This window comes from Streptomyces sp. ISL-99 (assembly GCF_018614005.1).
Lineage (GTDB): Bacteria > Actinomycetota > Actinomycetes > Streptomycetales > Streptomycetaceae > Streptomyces > Streptomyces flavidovirens.
This window is the reverse complement of the sequence record NZ_JAGGPC010000043.1, coordinates 67,506-85,867: the sequence shown is the minus strand read 5'-3', so window position 1 is coordinate 85,867 and position 18,362 is coordinate 67,506. Positions and strand designations below refer to the sequence as shown.

Below are 18,362 nucleotides of genomic sequence, written 5' to 3'. Positions count from 1 at the left end.
GCAGGAATCGTGAACCGTACCGTCGTCCGCGGCGGACTCGTCATCACGGCCTCCGACGAGATCCATGCCGACGTCCTGATCGAGGACGGGCGCATCGCCGCCCTCGCCACGCACGGCAGCAGCGCGGCCGGTGCCTGGACCGCCGGCCGTACGATCGACGCCACCGGGAAGTACGTCATCCCGGGCGGCGTCGACGCGCACACCCACATGGAACTGCCCTTCGGCGGCACCTTCGCCTCCGACACCTTCGAGACCGGGACGCGGGCGGCCGCCTGGGGAGGTACGACCACCATCATCGACTTCGCGGTGCAGAGCGTCGGGCACGCGGTGCGCGAAGGTCTCGACGCCTGGTATGCGAAGGCCGACGGCAAGTGCGCGATCGACTACGCCTTCCACATGATCCTCTCCGACGTCAACGAGCACTCGCTCAAGGAGATGGACCTGCTGGTGGGGGAGGGGATCACCTCCTTCAAGCTGTTCATGGCGTACCCCGGTGTCTTCTACAGCGACGACGGCAAGATCCTTCGCGCCATGCAACGGTCCGCCCGGAACGGCGGGCTGATCATGATGCACGCCGAGAACGGCATCGCCATCGACGTCCTCGTCGAGCAGGCGCTGGCCGAGGGCCGCACCGATCCCCGCTACCACGGAGAGGTCCGCAAGGTCCTCCTCGAAGCCGAGGCGACGCACCGCGCGATCCAGCTCGCGCGGGTCGCGGACGCCCCGCTGTACGTCGTTCACGTATCGGCGGAAGAGGCCGTCGCCGAGATCGCCGCGGCCCGCGACAAGGGGCTGAACGTCTTCGGTGAGACCTGCCCCCAGTACCTCTTCCTGTCCACCGACAACCTCGCGGAGCCGGACTTCGAGGGCGCCAAGTACGTGTGCAGTACGCCGCTGCGGCCGCGTGAGCACCAGGCCGCGCTCTGGCGGGGTCTGCGGACCGACGATCTCCAGGTCGTCTCGACGGACCACTGCCCCTTCTGCTTCTCGGGTCAGAAGGAGCTGGGACGGGGGGACTTCTCGAAGATCCCCAACGGCCTGCCGGGCGTCGAGAACCGCATGGACCTCCTCCACCAGGCCGTCGTCGACGGGCACATCTCGCGCCGCCGCTGGATCGAGATCGCCTGCGCGTCCCCGGCCCGCATGTTCGGCCTCTACCCGAAGAAGGGGACGATCGCGCCGGGCGCCGACGCCGACCTCGTCATCTACGACCCGCACGCCGAGCAGACCATCTCGGCGGACACCCACCACATGAACGTCGACTACTCGGCCTACGAAGGAAAGCGGATCACCGGTCAGGTGGAGACGGTGCTCTCGCGCGGCGAACTCGTCATCGACCAGCGGAAGTTCACCGGCCGGGCAGGTCACGGCATCTACACGCCCCGATCCACGTGTCAGGCCCTGAACTGACCCTGAAGCTACCGGGAGGTCCACGTCATGGACTTCGGACTCGTCCTGCAGACCGACCCGCCCGCCTCGGCGGTCGTCGGCCTGATGCGGCGCGCGGAGCGCAACGGCTTCCGCTACGGCTGGACCTTCGACTCCGCCGTGCTGTGGCAGGAACCCTTCGTCATCTACAGCCGCATTCTCGAACACACCGATCGCCTGATCGTCGGACCGATGGTGACCAACCCCGGCACCCGGACCTGGGAGGTCACCGCGTCGACCTTCGCCACCCTCAACGAGATGTACGGCAACAGAACGGTGTGCGGCATCGGGCGCGGCGACTCCGCGATGCGCGTCGCGGGCCGCAAACCCAACACCCTGGCCCGGCTCGGCGAGGCGATCGACGTCATCCGTGACCTGGCCGAGGGCCGGGAGGCGGAGGTCGGTGGGCTGCGGCTGCGGCTGCCGTGGGTGCGCGACGGCCGGCTGCCGGTGTGGATGGCGGCGTACGGGCCCAAGGCGCTGGAACTGGCCGGGCAGAAGGCCGACGGGTTCATCCTCCAGCTCGCGGACCCGTTCCTGACGGAGTGGATGATCAAGGCGGTACGTACCGCCGCGTCGGACGCCGGACGGGACCCGGCGTCCGTGACGATCTGCGTCGCGGCCCCGGCGTACGTCAGCGACGACCTCATCCACGCGCGGGACCAGTGCCGGTGGTTCGGCGGCATGGTCGGCAACCACGTCGCCGACCTGGTCGCCCGGTACGGGGACCACTCCGGCCTGGTGCCGGAGGCCCTGACGGCGTACATCAAACAGCGCCAGGGCTACGACTACAGCCACCACGGGCGGGCCGGGAACCCGGACACCGCCTTCGTGCCCGACGAGATCGTCGACCGCTTCTGTCTCCTGGGACCGGCCGAGGCGCACATCGAGAAGCTCAGGGCGCTGCGCGGACTCGGCGTCGACCAGTTCGCCCTCTACGACATGCACGACGCGCGTGAGGAGACGATCGACGCGTACGGCGCCGAGGTCATCCCCGCGCTCACTTCCTGAGTCACCGGACGCACCGGACGAAGGGTTCCGCCGCCATGACCGCGACCGTCCCCAGCGATTCCCCGCCCCCGCCTCCCATATCCGACCCGGAGGGCCGCGTCGAGCTCGCGCCCGGCGCGGCCGGCTCCGACAGCCGCTTCGTCAACGACGACCTGCTGCCCGTGCCCGTGGAACGGCGCCGGTGGACGACGTACAACTTCGCGGCCCTGTGGGTCGGGATGGCGCACAACATCCCCTCCTGGATGCTCGCTTCGGGGCTCGTCGCCCTCGGCATGGACTGGAAGCAGGCCGTCTTCACGATCGCCCTGGCCAATGTGATCGTGCTGCTGCCGATGCTGCTCACCGGGCATGCCGGACCCAAGTACGGCATCCCCTTCCCGGTACTCGCGCGGGCGTCCTTCGGGCTGCGCGGAGCCAATCTCCCCGCGCTGATCCGGGCGGGGGTCGCCTGCGCGTGGTTCGGCATCCAGACCTGGATCGGCGGCCAGGGGATCTTCGTACTCCTCGGGAAGATCTTCGGCGGGTGGGCGGAGGCGTCGAGGATCGGCGGGCAGCCCTGGACGCTGTGGGTCTGTTTCGTGCTCTTCTGGGTCCTCGAACTCACCATCATCTACCGGGGAATGGAGGCATTGCGGCGCTTCGAGAACTGGGCCGCCCCCTTCGTCATCGTCGGCGCGCTCGTCCTGCTCGGGTGGATGACCTGGAAGGCGGGCGGCGTCGGTCCGCTGCTCGACCAGCCCTCGAAGCTGGGATGGGGGAGCGGCTTCTGGCCCGTCTTCTTCCCGTCGTTGATGGGCATGATCGCCTTCTGGTCGACGCTGAGCCTGAACATTCCCGACTTCACGCGGTTCGCCTCCGGTCAACGCGCCCAGATCTGGGGGCAGTCGCTCGGCCTGCCGACGACGATGACGCTGTTCGCGCTGCTGTCGGTCTTCGTGACGTCGGGCTCGCAGGCGGTGTACGGCGTGCCGCTCTGGGACCCGGTCGCGCTGGCCGCCAAGACCGACAACGTCTTCGGGCTGCTGTTCGCGCTGGTGACGGTGCTGATCGCGACGGTGTCGGTGAACCTGGCGGCGAACGTCGTGTCCCCCGCGTACGACCTGGCGAACCTGGCCCCGAAGGTCATCAACTTCCGCACGGGTGCGCTCATCACGGGTGTGGTGGGTGTCCTCATCATGCCGTGGAAGCTGACCGCCACGCCGGAGCTGTACATCTTCACCTGGCTGGGCGTGGTGGGCGGTCTCCTCGGTACGGTCGCGGGGATCCTGATCGCCGACTACTGGATCATCCGGCGGACGGTGCTGGAGCTGCCCGACCTGTACCGGCCGCAGGGCCGGTACTGGTACACGGCGGGCTGGAACCGGCGGGCGGTGGCGGCGTTCGTCGTGGGCGGTGTACTGGCGGTCGGCGGCTCGCACTCGGCGCCGGGAAAGGGGCCGTTCCCCGAGGACGGACTGATCCCGCTGCTGAGGCCGCTCGCGGATTACGGGTGGGCGGTCGGACTGGGGTGTGCGTCGGTGCTTTACGTGGGGCTGATGTGGTCCGCGCGGCCCCTCAAGCCGACAGGACCAAGGGCCCGCGCGGCCGGCCAGTAGTTCAGGCCTGAGCCGTGACCACCCAGACCCCGGCGCGCAGCAGCACGCCGCGCTCCGTCTCGTACGGAAGCAATGCCTCGCGCATCGCGGCGCGGGACTCGTCCGGGACCGTGCGGTCCGGGGTCCGGGAGAGGAAGAAGTCCACGGCGTCGGCGGCGTCCTTGCCCCAGTGGGTGTCCTCCGTCACCGGCGTCACGTCGATCTCATGGAAACCGGCGCCGGTCAGTACGTCCTCGATGCGGCCGGGCTGCGCAAGGGAAGCCATCGCCTCGGCCAGGCCGCCCCCGCTCGCCTGCTCCTGGCCCAGCAGCGAGGCCAGCCGCCCGAGCGCCCTGCCCTCGTCCGTGCCCGGAGCCGGCGGCCGCGGGCACATGAAGGCGAGCCGGCCGCCGGGGCGCAGGGCGCGGGCGATGTTGGCGAACGCCTCCGTGTGATCGGCGAAGAACATCACGCCGCCCCGGCTGATCGCCACGTCGTACGCCGAAGCCGGGAAGGGATGCACCTGGGCGTCACCCAACTCGTAGCCGAGGTGCGCGAGATGCCCCGACAGGGCGCGGGCCCGGTCGAGCAGTGGCTCCGAGATGTCCACGCCCAGGACGCGCCCCTGCCCGGCCCGGCGGGCGGCCTCCCGCGTCGTACAGCCGCTGCCGCAGCCGATGTCCAGGACGCGGTCCCGGTCACCGATCGCCGCGGCGCCGAACAAGGCGTCGTTGAAACCGGCCATCATGGCGTCGTACCGGTCCTGGTGCTCGGCCCAGTGGCGGCCGACCGGGCCGTTCCAGGCGGCGGCGATCGCGTCGGCCGTCTCGGTCGAGCGGGCGGTGGTGTTCATGCGGGCTCCCGGTGGGCCGTGAGGGCGGCTTCGATGTGTTCGGTGGCTGTGATCGCGCCGTACGCGATCAGATGAACCAGGCAGTGGTCGGTGTGCTGCGGGCCGCGCCAGGCCGCCACGTCCTCGTCCGTGATGCGGTACGGCGCTACGGCGGCCAGCAGCGCGAGCCTCGCGCCGGGGCGCTCCTCCCGGCCCGGCAGCCAGTCACCGGTCAGCCGCGGATGGGCACCGCCGGACGCGGCGACCGCGTCCCGTACGTACGCCTGGTCCTCGTCGGACAGCAGTCCGCCGCCGAGGCGCGCAGCCTCCCGGAGGCCGGCATAGGCCGTGCCTGCCGGGGAACCGGCCGCCCAGGCGGGCTCGGGGCCCGACGTTTCCAGCAGCCCCAGGCCGGCTCCGGGCGTCAGCCGACGGCGCACCGTGCGGGACAGGGAGCGGCCGGCGAGGGAGCGTACGAGGCGGTACCGCTGGGCGTTGCCCGGCAGCATGTTCTCCGTCAGCAGTGACGACACGATCCGGTTGATGAAGTGGAAGGCGAGCGCCGTGCCGATGAACTCGGGTGCGTGCGCGGCGGGGACGGGCGGTTCACCGGCGTCTCCCGTCCGCGTCGCCTTCGCCCACGCGAGCAGCGCCGCGTGCCCGGGGTCCGCCGGGACCTCGCCGCGTGCGACGACCTCGGCGAGGCGGTGGTCGCCGGTGGCGTGCAGCAGCACGGTGTGCGCGTCGACGCAGAAGGGGCAGCGGTTGGCGAGCGACACCCCGGCCGCGACGACCTGCTTCGCCGTACGGGAAGCCCGCCCGGCCAGCAGGGACTCGCGCAGCAGTGCCCAGGCGCCGGTCAGCAGCGGCGGCGAGGGGGAGAGTACGACGAAGGTCGTGGCGTCCTTGATGCCGAAATCGGTGGCCAGCTGGGCGTACACCTCGGCAGTGACGCCGGTCGCGGCCTTGGGAGGTACGGGATCGGTGTAGCGAAAGGGTCCGGTCATGGGGACGATGCTCGCCCGACGGCCCCGCCCCGGTCGTCGTACGGCCGGAGGCATTCCCGGCTGCGCCGGCCACCCCACCGTCACGCCGCGTCTACTTCCCCGGTAGTAGTGCGAAAGCCGTCTCTCCGGAGGAGGCGCGGGACCGCGAGCGCCATCTAGGGTGCGGGCATGCGCGGGGAGCAGCGGGAGAAGCGGGAGAGGCGGGAGTTCGACGCCTGGCGAACGGGGCTTGTCGACACCGCACTTGCGGCCGTCATCGGCGGCGCCGTCCTGCTCGCCGCCTTCACCGTGTCGGGCCCCGGCCCCAGTACTGCCGACGTAGTCCTGATCACGGCCGGGTCGCTCGCGCTCGCGGTGCACCGCAGAGCCCCGGTGGTGTCCCTGGTCTTCACCGCCGCCTGCATGCTCGGTTACGTCGTCCACGCGAATCCGGGGACTTCGGCGGCCTTCCCGGTCATCGCCGGGGTGCACGTCGTGACCAGGGCCGGGCACCGGGCGGCGGCGGTCGGGGTGAGCGTCGTCTTCCTCGTGGGCTTCTTCCTCGCGAGCCCGTCGGGGGGCGGAATCGAGCGGACGCTGCTGCTGCACGGCTGGTTCGTGTGCGCCGGCGTGACCGGACTCATCGACAAGAACTGGCAGGCGTACCTCCGCCAGACCGAACAGCGCGCGGCCGAGGCCGAACGTACGAGGGAGGAGGCGGCGCTGCGCAGGGCGGGGGAGGAGCGGCTGCGGATCGCGCGCGAGCTGCACGACTCGCTCACCCACTCCATCTCGATCGTCAAGCTCCAGGCGGGAGTCGCCGTCCATCTCGCGCGCAAGCGGGGCGAGGACGTGCCGGAGGCGCTGCTCGCCATCCAGGAGGCGAGCGGCGAGGCGATGCGCGAGCTGCGGGCGACGCTGGAGGTGCTGCGTACGGACGTCGTAGCGCCGGGCAGCGGCCTGGCGAGGCTCGGCGAACTGGTCGAGCGGGCCCGTACGGCCGGCCTCGCGGCGTCGGTGACCGTCACCGGGACCGAGCGCGCGCTGCCCGACGACGTCGACCGGGCGGCGTACCGCATCGTCCAGGAGGCACTCACCAATGTCGCCCGGCACGCGGGCCGCGCGAAGACGTCCGTACGACTCGCCTACGCCGCCGACCACTTCTCCATCCACGTCGAGGACGAGGGCTCGGCCGTGCCCGACGGCTTGCCCCCCGCCCCCGGCACCGGCCTGACCGGCATGCGCGAGCGCGTCGCCGCCCTCGGCGGCACCCTGCACGCGGCTCCGCGCCCCGGCGGCGGCTTCTCCGTACGCGCCGAACTGCCGCTGGGGGTACGGTGAGCGACGTGATCCGGGTGCTGATCGTCGACGACCAGGCACTCATGCGGGCAGGCTTCCGCGCCCTGCTGGCCGCCGAGGACGACATCGAGGTCGTCGCCGAGGCCGCCGACGGCCGCCAGGGGCTCGAACTCGCCCGCCGGCACGTCCCGGACGTCGCGCTCGTCGACGTACAGATGCCGGTGATGACGGGCATCGAGACGACCCGCCACATCGCCGCCGACCCGGTGCTGGCCGGGGTGCACGTCGTCATCCTCACCAACTACGGGCTGGACGAGTACGTCTTCGACGCGCTGCGCGCCGGGGCCGCGGGGTTCCTCCTCAAGGACACCGAACCGGCCGAGCTGCTCCAGGCCATCCGCATCGCGGCGCGCGGTGACGCCCTGCTCTCGCCGTCCGTGACCCGCCGCCTCATCACCGAGTTCGTCGCCCGGCCGCCGGACCGCCGCACGGCCCCCGGCTTCGAGACGCTCACGCGGCGCGAGTGCGAGGTCGCGGCGCTGGTCGCCCACGGCCTGACGAACGAGGAGATCGCCGGCCACATGGTGATCAGCCCCTTCACCGCCAAGACCCACGTGAGCCGCGCGATGGTCAAACTGGGCGCCCGCGACCGGGCCCAGCTCGTCGTCTTCGCCTACGAGTCGGGCCTGGTGACCCCGAAGGGGGCGCAGACCTGACCTGGAACGTGGGCGCCAGGTCAAGGGTGGCGGCGGGCCGATCGCGGGCCGAGCAGCCGTCGGACGGCGGCGGCACCGGCCGCAGCGACGGCAACGACTAACGGCCGCTGCCATGACCACTGAGACGCAACCGGCCGCGCTGCACCAGCAGCTGACCGATGAGGCGACCCTGGTACTGGATGCCGTCGACGAACTACACGCCGGTGTCGGCCAGCTGACCGCTGGGCAGGCACGATGCGACGACTCCCAACCCGCTCGGACCCACAGCACAAGATCCTTGGAATGCACGCCAACGGCACTGCGCGCGGTCCGCGTGGCGGTTTTCGATGGTGGGCGGCCTGCGGTTGTGCGCCAGGGGCGCCGAGGTAGGTTCGCCGCCCCGGTCTGCCTGTTCGTCGAGCCGACCGGCTCACGGCCAGGTCGGGGATGGCTACCGTGGGGCTTTGCCGAAGATCATGCGGTGTCCGCGGGCTGTGTCCACGTATTCGCGGACTCGGTGGATGAGCTCGTTCCGGAGCTCGAAGACGAAGCAGTAGTCGTTGGTGTAGTGGTTTTCGTGGGCGAGCGTCGCCGTTATGGTCGCCTCCACGGTCACCCACTATCACCGTCTCTGCGCGACGGTGTATTGGACAAATGTTCCGGTCCATCTCCTCTTAGCCTGGGGCCATGCGATCCAGTGCGCACGAGCGTGGGTCTGTGGCCGGGTGGGGCGTCGTGAGGTCACCGAGGCCAAGCCGCGTGGCCAGAGATGAGCTCCACCCTGTGGAGTGCAATCTGCGTTCGTTCGCTGACTACCGTCCGTGAACCCGGAACTGGCTGTTGTGGAACAGCCTCAGCAGCACACAGACTTGGCACTTGAAGGCTCTGCAGGGTCGATCCTGTACCGGGCAGGAACGTGGAGGCGGCGGCATCCGAAGCGCGTGCATCGGTAACCCTGAAACTCAGCCCGGGCACCCTCGGCGCCGCGGTCCTCGAGAACCTCACCGCGTAGTCAACGCGGCCCGACAGGAGGACAACGGTGGCACGTGCGGTTGGTATCGATCTTGGAACGACCGACTCGGTCGTCTGCGTCCTCCAGGACGGCGAGCCGACCGTCATCCCCAACGCTGAGGGCTTCCGTACCACCCCGTCCGTGGTCGCCTTCGCGAAGGACGGCGAAGTGCTCGTCGGCGAGGCCGCCCGGCGCCAGGCTGTCACCAATGCCAGCCGCACCGTCTGCTCGGTCAAACGGCGGATGGGCACCGACTGGTCGGTACCGATCGACGAGAAGACGTTCAGCGCTCAGCAGATCAGCGCCTTCGTGCTGCGCAAGCTCAAGCGGGACGCCGAGGCGTACCTCGGCGAGAAGGTGACCGCGGCGGTGATCACTGTCCCGGCGTACTTCTGCCAAGCACAGCGGCAGGCCACCCGGGAGGCCGGCGAGCTCGCGGGCCTCGACGTGCCGCGCGTCATCAGCGAGCCGTCCGCTGCGGGCCTGGGCCATGCACTGGGCAAGAGGGGGAAGACAGCGCTTGTCGTGCGCCTGGGCGGTGGCACCTTCGACGTATCGCTGGTGGACGTCGCCGAAGACGCCCACGGCGAACACGTCGTCCAGGTCAAGGCCACCAGCGGCGACGACCGTTTGGGCGGCGACGACTGGGACCAGGCCGTGGCGGACTATCTGGTCACCCGGTTCGAGAACCTGCACGGCGTGGACCTGTCCAGCGACAAGACAGCTATGCAGCGGTTACGGGAGGCGGCCGAGGCGGCGAAGATCGAGCTTTCGTCGTCCTCGCAGACCACGATCGAGTTGCCCTATCTCGCCGCCTCGGCCGAAGGCCCGCTGCACTTGTACGAGCGTGTGACCCGGGCCCGGTTCCAGGAGCTGACCCGTGGGCTGCTGGAGCGCTCCGAGAAGGTCTCGGCGGCGGTCGAGCGTGAACGCCTCGGCGGTCACCAGACCACGTATCACGCGAAACCCCGGGGGCTCATGGTCCCTGCTGTCCTCGCTGCCGCGTTCCTGGTGCTCACCGGCATCGGGATCACCATCCCGAACATGTACCAAGTGGCCGTCTGCGGGCTGTTGACGGCGGTGTTCGGAGCCCTCTTGCTGGGCGCGCGCTACGCCAACCGGCGCTACGCGCAGCTCCAGATCTTCGAGCAGGGTCTGGTCGTCGTCGACGCCGACGGGCGGCCCGCCGCCTGCCGTTGGGACGCGCTGTCGGTGCGTCAGAAGGTTGTCGATCACTACCACTACGGCGTCCCCCAAGGCAGATCCCACGCCTACACCCTCAAGGGCCCGGACGGCGAGACTCTCCTGCACCCCGGGGTCATCCCCTACCCCGAGCACTGGGGCCCCGCCATCCAGGATGCTGTGACCGAGGCACAACTACCCATTGCCCTCGCCGCCGTCCGCAGGGGAGAAACAGTCTCGTTCGGCGACATCTCGGTGAACCGGGACGCGGTCACGGCATACGGCAGATCGGTCACCTGGGACCAGATACGGCAGATCTCGGTTGAGGCCGGCACCGTCTCACTCAACGTCGCGGGCAAGTGGCTCCCCCTGACCAGCAGGAAAGTGAGCCAGATTCCCAACTTCTTTGTCTTTCACGCGCTCGCTGAACACCTGCGCAGGTCCGCTTGACCGGCCGGACCAGGCCCTGGGCAGGGGGCCGTCCGTCGCCTCTGACTCCGACCGTCTGGTGTCCGCCGCCGCGGCTGGGGGGAGGGGGCGCTCCGACGTTGTGGGGGTGGTCAGGGCTGCCAGGTTTCGGTGGCGTACTTCTTCATCACTTCAGCGATGTCTGCCGGGTTGAGGCCCTCGGGCCCCGGCTTGAGGCGCGTCAGGTCCCGGAAGTACTCCATGTACAGGTCGGGCGTGGAGGTGAACAGGATGCTGGCGTCCTGGTCGGAGTCCGGGTTGGCGAAGGTATGAGGGGTACCGACGGGGGCGGTGACCAGCTGGCCGGGGCTCACCCGGTGCGTGTCGTGGCCGGAAGTGAAATCGACCGTGCCCGACAGGACGAAGAAGGTCTCTTCGTGCTTGCGGTGCAGGTGCTGCGGCGGGCCGTTGAAGCCAGGCGCCAGCCACAACTCGGCGACGCCGAGGCGCTTGTTCGTACGGGAACCGTCCTCCAGGATCCGCACCCGGGTGGTGCCCATGTCCAGAAGGTCACCGTCGTCTTGCGTCACGAGGTTGATGGTCACGGCCGAAGCTCCTTCGATCGTCGGGTGCTCAGTAGGGAAACAGGTGCAGTTTGCGCCGGTAATGGATGATGTGCTCGCTCAACGCGCGGCAACGGCCGGATGCGCTCTCGCTGTGGCCGCGCGCCGGCCCCGCCTGGGCGTTGCCCTGCCCGGCCGCCGGTCGCCCGTTCCGGTCCACCCGCGGCCGCCGTCTTTGCGTTGTCGACACCCCTGGGCTGGTGTGTGTCTGGGGTGTGTGCTGCGCTCACTGATGTGTCATCCGGTGGCTGCGGTTGGGCCGTACGGCCCATACCGCACCGCACAGCCACGCGAACTGCTCGACGGCGAGAGGCCGCATGTTTACCACCCGCCCCACCCTCCAAGGCACCTTCGGCATGGTGTCCTCCACCCACTGGCTCGCCTCCCAGTCGGCGATGGCGGTCCTGGAGGACGGCGGCAACGCCTTCGACGCCGCCGTCGCCGCCGGATTCGTCCTGCACGTCGTCGAACCGCACCTCAACGGGCCCGCGGGCGAAGTGCCGGTCATCCTCGCGCCGGTGGGCGCACCGGTGCGGGTGCTCTGCGGGCAGGGGCCCGCGCCCGCCGGCGCGAGCGCCGGTCACTACCGGGCGCTCGGACTCGGCCTCGTGCCGGGCACCGGGCCGCTGGCCGCCGCCGTGCCGGGAGCGTTCGACGCGTGGATGCTTCTCCTCCGTGATTACGGCACCAAGTCGCTCAGCGAGGTGCTGCGGTACGCCATCGGGTACGCGCAGGACGGACACGCGCCCGTCGAGCGGGTCGGTGAGACCGTGGAGACGGTGCGCGCCCTGTTCGAGGAGGAGTGGACCTCGTCAGCCGAGGTGTACCTGCCGGGCGGCAGGGCCCCCACTCCCGGCGAGCTGCTGCGCAACCCCGCCCTCGCCGCCACCTGGCGCCGCCTGATCGCCGAGGCCGAGGCGACGGGCGGCCGCGACCGGGTGAGACAGATCGACGCGGCGCGTGCGGTGTGGCGCGAGGGGTTCATAGCGCAGGCGCTGGTACGGCAGGCCGCCCGCCCCACCATGGACACCAGCGGCGTCCGGCACACGGGGACGCTGTCCGCCGCCGACCTGGCCGGCTGGTCCGCGACGTACGAGGCGCCCGTCACGTACGACTGGAACGGCTGGACGCTGTGCAAGGCGGGCGGCTGGAGCCAGGGGCCCGCCTTCCTCCAGCAGCTCGCGCTGCTGCCCCCGCGACTGCCCGCGTACGGCTCCGCCGACTACGTCCACCTGCTGATCGAGGGGTGCAAGCTCGCGATGGCGGACCGGGAGGCCTGGTACGGCGACGCCGCCGATGTGCCCGTCGACGCGCTGCTTTCGGATTCGTACAACGCTGGGCGCCGGGCGCTCGTGGGGGACAGGGCCTCGCTGGAGCTGCGGCCCGGGAGCCCCCAGGGGCGTACGCCCGTGCTGAGCGCGCACGCGTCGGCCGTCGCCGCCGGGGAGCTGGGAGCCGAGGCCGCGAACCCGGCCGCCGGCGCCGGCGAACCGACCGTCGCCGGGAACGGGGCGACCCGCGGCGACACCTGCCACCTGGACGTCGTCGACCGCTGGGGCAACATGGTCGCGGCCACGCCGAGCGGCGGCTGGCTCCAGTCCAACCCGGTGGTTCCGGAGCTCGGCTTCCCGCTCGGTACGCGGCTGCAGATGGCGTGGCTGGACGACGGGCTGCCGAACACACTCACGCCCGGACGGCGGCCGCGCACCACCCTGAGCCCGTCGCTCGCGCTGCGGGACGGAGCGGCTGTCATGGCCTTCGGTACGCCCGGCGGTGACCAGCAGGACCAGTGGCAGCTGCACTTCTTCCTCGCGGTCGCGCTCGCCGGCGCGACGGCGCGCGGCACACTCGCCCTGCAGGAGGCCATCGACGCGCCCAACTGGCACAACGACTCCTTCCCCGGCTCCTTCCATCCGCGCGGGATGCGGCCGGGGAGCGTCACCGTCGAGTCGCGCATGGACGCGCGAGTCGTCGGGGAGCTACGGCGCCGGGGGCACCACGTGACGGTCGGGGGTCCCTGGTCGGAGGGGCGGCTGTGCGCGGTCGCGAGGGAGCCGCGGACGGGTGTGCTGTCCGCCGCGGCGAACCCCAGGGGAATGCAGGGTTACGCGGTCGGACGGTGACGGCACCGCGCGTTGCCTGCATTGTCAGCGGGCCGTGCTTTGCTGGATACATGATCGATGACAAGTTGTCCGACGTCGAAGAGGCCCTGCGCAAGGCGGCCGCCGCCGAGATCCTGCCGCGGTACCGCCAGCTCGCCGCACACGAGATCGTCGAGAAGACCGGGCCGCACGACCTGGTCACCATTGCCGACCGCCAGGCGGAGGAGCACCTCACGGCCTCACTGACCCGGCTGCTGCCGGGATCAGTGGTCGTGGGCGAGGAGGCGGTCCACGAGGACCCGGCCGTGTACGAGGCGCTGGGCGGCGACGCGCCGGTGTGGATCGTGGACCCGGTGGACGGGACCCGGCAGTTCGTCCGCGGCGAGGCGGGTTTCTGCACGCTCGTCGCCCTGGCGCACCGGGGCGACGTACTCGCCTCGTGGACGTACGCGCCCGTGCTCGACGAGATGGCCGTGGCTGTGCGCGGTGACGGGGCGCGGCTGAACGGTGAGGTGCTGCGGGCGGGAGTTCCGGGCACGGGCGCGACGCTGCGGGTCGCCACGTCCCATCCGGACTTCACGACGGAGCGGCAGAAGGCGGCGCTGCTCGGCCTGAATGTGAAGGGCGTCGAGGCCCGCCCCTGCGGGTCGGCCGGACTTGAGTACCTGGCGGTGGCCAGGGGCGACCTGGACGCGGTGGCGTTCTCGTGGGAGCTCGCCTGGGACCACGCGGCGGGACTGCTGCTGGTCGAGGAGGCGGGCGGTTCGCACGCGACCGTCGAGGGGGAGCGGTTCCGGCTGACGGGAGGCAACGCACTGCCGTTCACGGCCGCGCGGGACGCGGCCACGGTGGCACGGGTGGTCGCGCTGCTGGGTGGCGGGGCGGCGTAAGGGCGGGGCGGGGCGGTAGCGGTGTGGCGTGCACTTCCGGCCACCCGACCCTCCCGCCGTCCGCGCTCCCATGGCCAGGAATATCCTGGGGCTCCTGGCCATCGGCTGACGAAGGAGTCCGAAGGTGCCGTCGATGCTCGATGCCGTCGTCGTAGGGGCGGGGCCCAACGGACTGACCGCCGCTGTCGAACTCGCCCGCCGGGGCTTCTCGGTGGAGGTGTTCGAGGCGCTGGACACCGTGGGGGGCGGCGCCAGGACCGAGGAGCTCACCCTCCCCGGGTTCCGGCACGACCCCTGTTCCGCCGTGCACCCGCTGGGTGCGGGGTCGCCGGCCTTCAAGGCCATGCCGCTCGGCCGGTACGGGCTGGAGTGGTTGCACCCCGAGCTGCCCATGGCCCATCCCTGGGACGACGGCACCGCGGCTGTGCTGTCCCGGTCGGTCGCCGAGACCGCTGCTTCGTTCGGCGCGCAGGACGCCGGGACGTACCGGCGGCTCGTCGCGCCGTATCTGACGAAGTGGGACACGCTGGCCCGGGACTTCATGTCGCTGCCGTACAGCGCGCTGCCACGCGACCCGCTCACTCTGGCCCGGTTCGGTGTCGACGGACTTCCGCCCAGTACGTGGCTGATGCGCCGGTTCCGCGACGACAAGGCGCGCTCCCTGTTCGCCGGGCTCGTCGCACACGTCATAGCGCCGCTGGGCGGTCTCGCGACGAGCGCCGTCGGGCTGGTCTTCGCCCTTGCCGCGCACACCGGTGGCTGGCCGATGCCGCGCGGCGGGTCGCAGTCGATCTCGGACGCGCTGGCGGCGTATCTGCGTGATCTCGGTGGGGTGGTGCACACCGGCTTCGAGGTCAAGCGGCTGGATGACCTGCCGCCCGCGCGCGCGTACGTCTTCGACACGTCGCCCACCGCGCTGGCGCGGATCGCCGGACTCGGGCAGGTGTACGAGAAGTACCGGTACGGCGCGAGCGTATTCAAGATCGATTACGCGCTTGACGGGCCGGTGCCCTGGACGGCGGAGGAGGCCCGGCGGGCCGGTACCGTCCAAGTCGGCCCGACCAGCGGCGAGATCGGCACCGCGCTGAAGCAGGCCTCGGGCGGTACGGCTCCCGGGACACCGTTCCTGATCACCGCCCAGCCGAGCCTGGTCGACCCGTCCCGCGCCCCCGAGGGCAAGCACGTCTTCTGGGCGTACGGTCATGTCCCGCACGCCTGGAACGGCGACCTGACCGACGCGATCGAGCGGCAGATCGAACGCTTCGCGCCCGGCTTCCGCGACCGCGTGCTCGCCCGGGCCACCGCGGGACCGCCGGAACTGGCCGCCCGCAACGCCAACTACATCGGCGGGGACATCGCGTGCGGCGCGGCGTCGGGACTCCAGCTGATGCTGCGGCCGAAGGTGACTCTCTTCCCGTACGCGACAAAGCATCCGGCGGTCTTCATCTGCTCCTCCGCGACTCCGCCGGGACCCGGCGTGCACGGCATGTCGGGGCACAACGCGGCGAAGGCGGTCTGGCGGCGGTTGCGCGCGGCCTGAAACCCAGTCGTAGAAGGAGGAGCGAGGAGCCGTGGGAGGAGAGGATGGGCCCATGACGGCCATCACTCTCGTACGCGGTGACATCACCGAGCAGCACGTCGACGCCATCGTCAACGCCGCCAACTCGTCCCTGCTGGGCGGCGGCGGCGTCGACGGCGCCATCCACCGCAAGGGCGGCCCCGCCATCCTGGCCGACTGCCGCCGCCTGCGCGCCTCCCCGTACGGAAAAGGGCTGCCGACCGGGCGGGCGGTCGCCACGACGGCGGGGGAGCTGGACGCGCGGTGGGTGATCCACACGGTTGGTCCGGTGTGGCAGCCGGATCAGGACCAGTCCGGGCTGCTCGCCTCCTGCTACCGCGAATCGCTGCGCGTGGCGCGGGAGCTCGGGGCGGCGACCGTCGCGTTCCCCGCCATCTCGACCGGTATTTTCCGGTGGCCGCTGGGCGACGGCGCACGCATCGCCGTCCGTACGGTCCGGGAGGAGGCCGGCGGATCGGTCACCGAGGTACGGTTCGTGCTCTTCGACGAGGCCGCGTACGGGGCGTTCGAAACGGCCCTGGCAGCCGCACCGTGATGTCGGATTCTCGCCAGCCCCGGGTGGGCGGCGTGCCCGATGCTTGAGCCATGCACACCGACACCGAGCGTTGCGTACGCGCCGTCCAGTCCAAGGACTCGCGCTTCGACGGCTGGTTCTTCACCGCGGTCCTGACCACCCGGATCTACTGCCGCCCCAGCTGCCCGGTGGTGCCGCCCAAGGTCGAGAACATGACCTTCTACCCGAGCGCCGCCGCCTGCCAGCAGGCCGGTTTCCGGGCCTGCAAGCGCTGCCGGCCCGACACGAGCCCCGGCTCCCCGAATGGGGTCTCCCCTGCTCGAACGGAGTTGAGAGCTTGGGGATGGAACGCCCGCGCCGACGCCGTCGCCCGCGCGATGCGCCTGATCAGCGATGGTGTCGTCGACCGCGAGGGCGTGCCCGGGCTCGCCGCGCGCCTCGGCTACAGCACCCGGCAGATCGAGCGGCAACTGCTGGCCGAGCTCGGCGCGGGGCCGCTCGCCCTCGCCCGGTCCCAGCGCGCCCAGACCGCCCGCCTGCTGATCGAGACGACCCCGCTGCCCATGGCGGACGTGGCCTTCGCTGCCGGATTCTCGTCGGTACGCACGTTCAACGACACGGTCCGCGAAGTCTTCGCCCTGTCGCCGAGCGAACTGCGCAGCCGCGGCGGGAAGCAGCCGCACACCCCCGGCGCGATCGCGCTCCGGCTGCCGTTCCGCGCCCCGCTCAACCCCACCAACCTCTTCGGCCACCTCGCCGCGACCGCCGTACCGGGCGTCGAGGAATGGCGCGACGGAGCGTACCGGCGCACGCTCACCCTTCCGTACGGCCACGGCATCGCGACCCTGACCCCGCATCCCGACCACATCGGCTGCCTGCTGTCCCTCACCGATCTGCGCGACCTGACCATCGCCATCAGCCGCTGCCGCAGGCTGCTCGACCTCGACGCCGACCCGGTCGCCATCGACGACCAGCTGCGCACCGACCCGCTGCTCGCCCCGCTCGTAGACAAGGCGCCGGGGCGCAGGGTGCCGCGTACGACCGATGCGGCGGAGTTCGCGGTACGCGCGGTGCTCGGCCAGCAGGTTTCGACGGCTGCGGCCCGCACGCACGCGGCCCGCCTGGTCAGCGCGCACGGCACGCCGGTCGACGATCCGGCGGGCGGGCTCACCCACCTTTTCCCGGACCCCGCCGGGCTGGCCGCGCTCGACCCCGAGTCGCTCGCCCTGCCGCGCAGTCGCCGCACGACGTTGATGACGCTGGTCTCCTCGCTCGCCGACGGCAGTCTCACGCTCGGCGTCGACAGCGACTGGGAGCGGGCCCGCGCCCAGCTCATGGCGCTGCCGGGCTTCGGGCCCTGGACGGTCGAGGTGATCGCGATGCGGGCCCTCGGAGACCCGGACGCGTTCCTGCCGACCGACCTCGGGATCCGGCGGGCCGCGCGGGAGCTGGGGCTGCCGTCGACGCCGGCGGCGTTCACGGCGCGGGCGTCGGTCTGGCGGCCGTGGCGGGCGTACGCCGTCCAGTACCTCTGGGCCACCGACGATCACCCCATCAACAACCTCCCGGTATGAGGAGCGCGTCCATGCACATGCACCTGCACACCAAGCAGCACAGCGTTGTCGACAGCCCGTACGGTCCCCTGACGCTGGTCGCGACGGACGGCATGCTGTCGGGTCTGTACATGACGGACCAGCGCCACCGGCCGCCGGAGGAGTCGCTCGGTGAACGGGCGACGGGGATCCTGGGGGAGGCCGTCCGGCAGCTCGACGCGTACTTCGCGGGCGAGCTGAAGGAGTTCGACCTGGAGCTGAGCCTCGGCGGCACGCCGTTCCAGCGCGGCGTCTGGGCGCAGCTCCAGCAGATCCCGTACGGCGAGACCTGGACGTACGGCGAACTCGCCGAGCGCCTCGGCAATCCGGCGGCGTCCCGCGCGGTGGGCCTGGCCAATGGCAAGAACCCGGTCGGCATTATCGTGCCCTGCCACCGGGTGGTCGGGGCCGCGGGGAGCCTCACCGGCTACGGGGGCGGTCTGGAGCGGAAGCGGAGGCTGCTGGCGTTCGAGGCGGGCGGGGCGGACGGCGGCCGGCTCTTTTAGGGCGGGTGCGGGTGCGGGTCCGCTGCGCGGGGCTTGTTCCCCGACCCGCTCCTTCCCGAACTGGGGCGCTGCCCCAGACCCCGCTCCTCAAACGCCGGAGGGGCTGGAGGGGGCCGGGGTATGGGGCGT

At 71.3% G+C, this 18,362-nt stretch carries 16 protein-coding genes; 12 read left to right on the top strand and 4 right to left on the bottom strand.

Translation table 11 applies throughout. The features are described 5' to 3' along the window. The first annotated feature begins 6 nt into the window (after positions 1-6). The 3 genes from hydA to J7E91_RS25510 are packed head-to-tail and all read left to right on the top strand — an operon-like array spanning position 7 to position 4,034. Positions 7-1,410, top strand: a complete 1,404-nt coding sequence (gene hydA, locus J7E91_RS25520) for a dihydropyrimidinase (RefSeq protein WP_214908763.1) — start codon at positions 7-9, stop codon at positions 1,408-1,410. A 27-nt stretch (positions 1,411-1,437) separates the two neighbouring features. Further along, entirely contained in the window at positions 1,438-2,439 is a 1,002-nt protein-coding gene (locus tag J7E91_RS25515; protein WP_214908633.1) for a TIGR03842 family LLM class F420-dependent oxidoreductase, read from the top strand. Positions 2,440-2,474: 35 nt separating this feature from the next. After that, a complete protein-coding gene (locus J7E91_RS25510; protein ID WP_214908632.1) occupies positions 2,475-4,034 on the top strand; it encodes an NCS1 family nucleobase:cation symporter-1 in 1,560 nt (519 codons plus the stop codon). Between the two features lies 1 nt (position 4,035). Here J7E91_RS25510 and J7E91_RS25505 read toward each other — a convergent pair whose 3' ends face one another. After that, complete coding sequence (locus J7E91_RS25505) at positions 4,036-4,866, bottom strand: class I SAM-dependent methyltransferase (RefSeq protein ID WP_214908631.1); 831 nt, start codon at positions 4,864-4,866, stop codon at positions 4,036-4,038. After that, a complete protein-coding gene (locus J7E91_RS25500; RefSeq protein WP_214908630.1) occupies positions 4,863-5,852 on the bottom strand; it encodes a carboxymuconolactone decarboxylase family protein in 990 nt (329 codons plus the stop codon). Before J7E91_RS25500 ends, J7E91_RS25505 begins: the two co-directional genes overlap by 4 nt. 168 nt (positions 5,853-6,020) lie before the next feature. Here J7E91_RS25500 and J7E91_RS25495 point away from each other — a divergent pair, with 168 nt between their 5' ends. Together J7E91_RS25495 and J7E91_RS25490 are read left to right on the top strand one after the other, a co-directional pair. Then, positions 6,021-7,172: a sensor histidine kinase gene (locus J7E91_RS25495; RefSeq protein WP_214908628.1), complete on the top strand. Its 1,152-nt coding sequence runs from the start codon at positions 6,021-6,023 to the stop codon at positions 7,170-7,172. Positions 7,173-7,177: 5 nt separating this feature from the next. Then, positions 7,178-7,846 carry a response regulator transcription factor gene (locus tag J7E91_RS25490; protein WP_214908761.1) on the top strand — a complete coding sequence of 223 codons (669 nt, stop codon included), beginning with the start codon at positions 7,178-7,180 and terminating at the stop codon, positions 7,844-7,846. 430 nt (positions 7,847-8,276) lie between these two features. On the opposite strand, the gene J7E91_RS25485 is transcribed toward J7E91_RS25490, so the two are convergent. Beyond that, the gene (locus tag J7E91_RS25485; RefSeq protein WP_214908626.1) at positions 8,277-8,435 is read right to left on the bottom strand and encodes a hypothetical protein; all 159 of its coding nucleotides are present in this window, start codon (positions 8,433-8,435) and stop codon (positions 8,277-8,279) included. Between the two features lie 429 nt (positions 8,436-8,864). Here J7E91_RS25485 and J7E91_RS25480 point away from each other — a divergent pair, with 429 nt between their 5' ends. Further along, positions 8,865-10,469 (top strand): DUF6585 family protein, encoded by a 1,605-nt coding sequence (locus J7E91_RS25480; protein ID WP_214908624.1) that lies wholly within the window; start codon positions 8,865-8,867, stop codon positions 10,467-10,469. 110 nt (positions 10,470-10,579) lie between these two features. Here J7E91_RS25480 and J7E91_RS25475 read toward each other — a convergent pair whose 3' ends face one another. Further along, positions 10,580-11,032, bottom strand: a complete 453-nt coding sequence (locus J7E91_RS25475; protein ID WP_308377070.1) for a cupin domain-containing protein — start codon at positions 11,030-11,032, stop codon at positions 10,580-10,582. A gap of 335 nt (positions 11,033-11,367) precedes the next feature. Here J7E91_RS25475 and J7E91_RS25470 point away from each other — a divergent pair, with 335 nt between their 5' ends. From J7E91_RS25470 to J7E91_RS25445, 6 genes are all read left to right on the top strand, one after another. Next, on the top strand, positions 11,368-13,173 hold the full coding sequence (locus J7E91_RS25470; RefSeq protein ID WP_214908622.1) for a gamma-glutamyltransferase family protein: 1,806 nt from the start codon (positions 11,368-11,370) through the stop codon (positions 13,171-13,173). A gap of 50 nt (positions 13,174-13,223) precedes the next feature. Then, positions 13,224-14,042, top strand: coding sequence for an inositol monophosphatase family protein (locus tag J7E91_RS25465; RefSeq protein WP_214908620.1), 819 nt, complete (start codon positions 13,224-13,226; stop codon positions 14,040-14,042). 124 nt (positions 14,043-14,166) lie between these two features. Further along, positions 14,167-15,582 carry an NAD(P)/FAD-dependent oxidoreductase gene (locus J7E91_RS25460; protein WP_214908618.1) on the top strand — a complete coding sequence of 472 codons (1,416 nt, stop codon included), beginning with the start codon at positions 14,167-14,169 and terminating at the stop codon, positions 15,580-15,582. A gap of 52 nt (positions 15,583-15,634) precedes the next feature. Then, entirely contained in the window at positions 15,635-16,156 is a 522-nt protein-coding gene (locus tag J7E91_RS25455) for an O-acetyl-ADP-ribose deacetylase (RefSeq protein WP_214908616.1), read from the top strand. Between the two features lie 50 nt (positions 16,157-16,206). Beyond that, a complete protein-coding gene (locus J7E91_RS25450) occupies positions 16,207-17,709 on the top strand; it encodes an AlkA N-terminal domain-containing protein (protein WP_214908614.1) in 1,503 nt (500 codons plus the stop codon). Positions 17,710-17,720: 11 nt separating this feature from the next. Then, positions 17,721-18,233 carry a methylated-DNA--[protein]-cysteine S-methyltransferase gene (locus tag J7E91_RS25445; protein ID WP_251016231.1) on the top strand — a complete coding sequence of 171 codons (513 nt, stop codon included), beginning with the start codon at positions 17,721-17,723 and terminating at the stop codon, positions 18,231-18,233. Positions 18,234-18,362 lie beyond the last annotated feature (129 nt).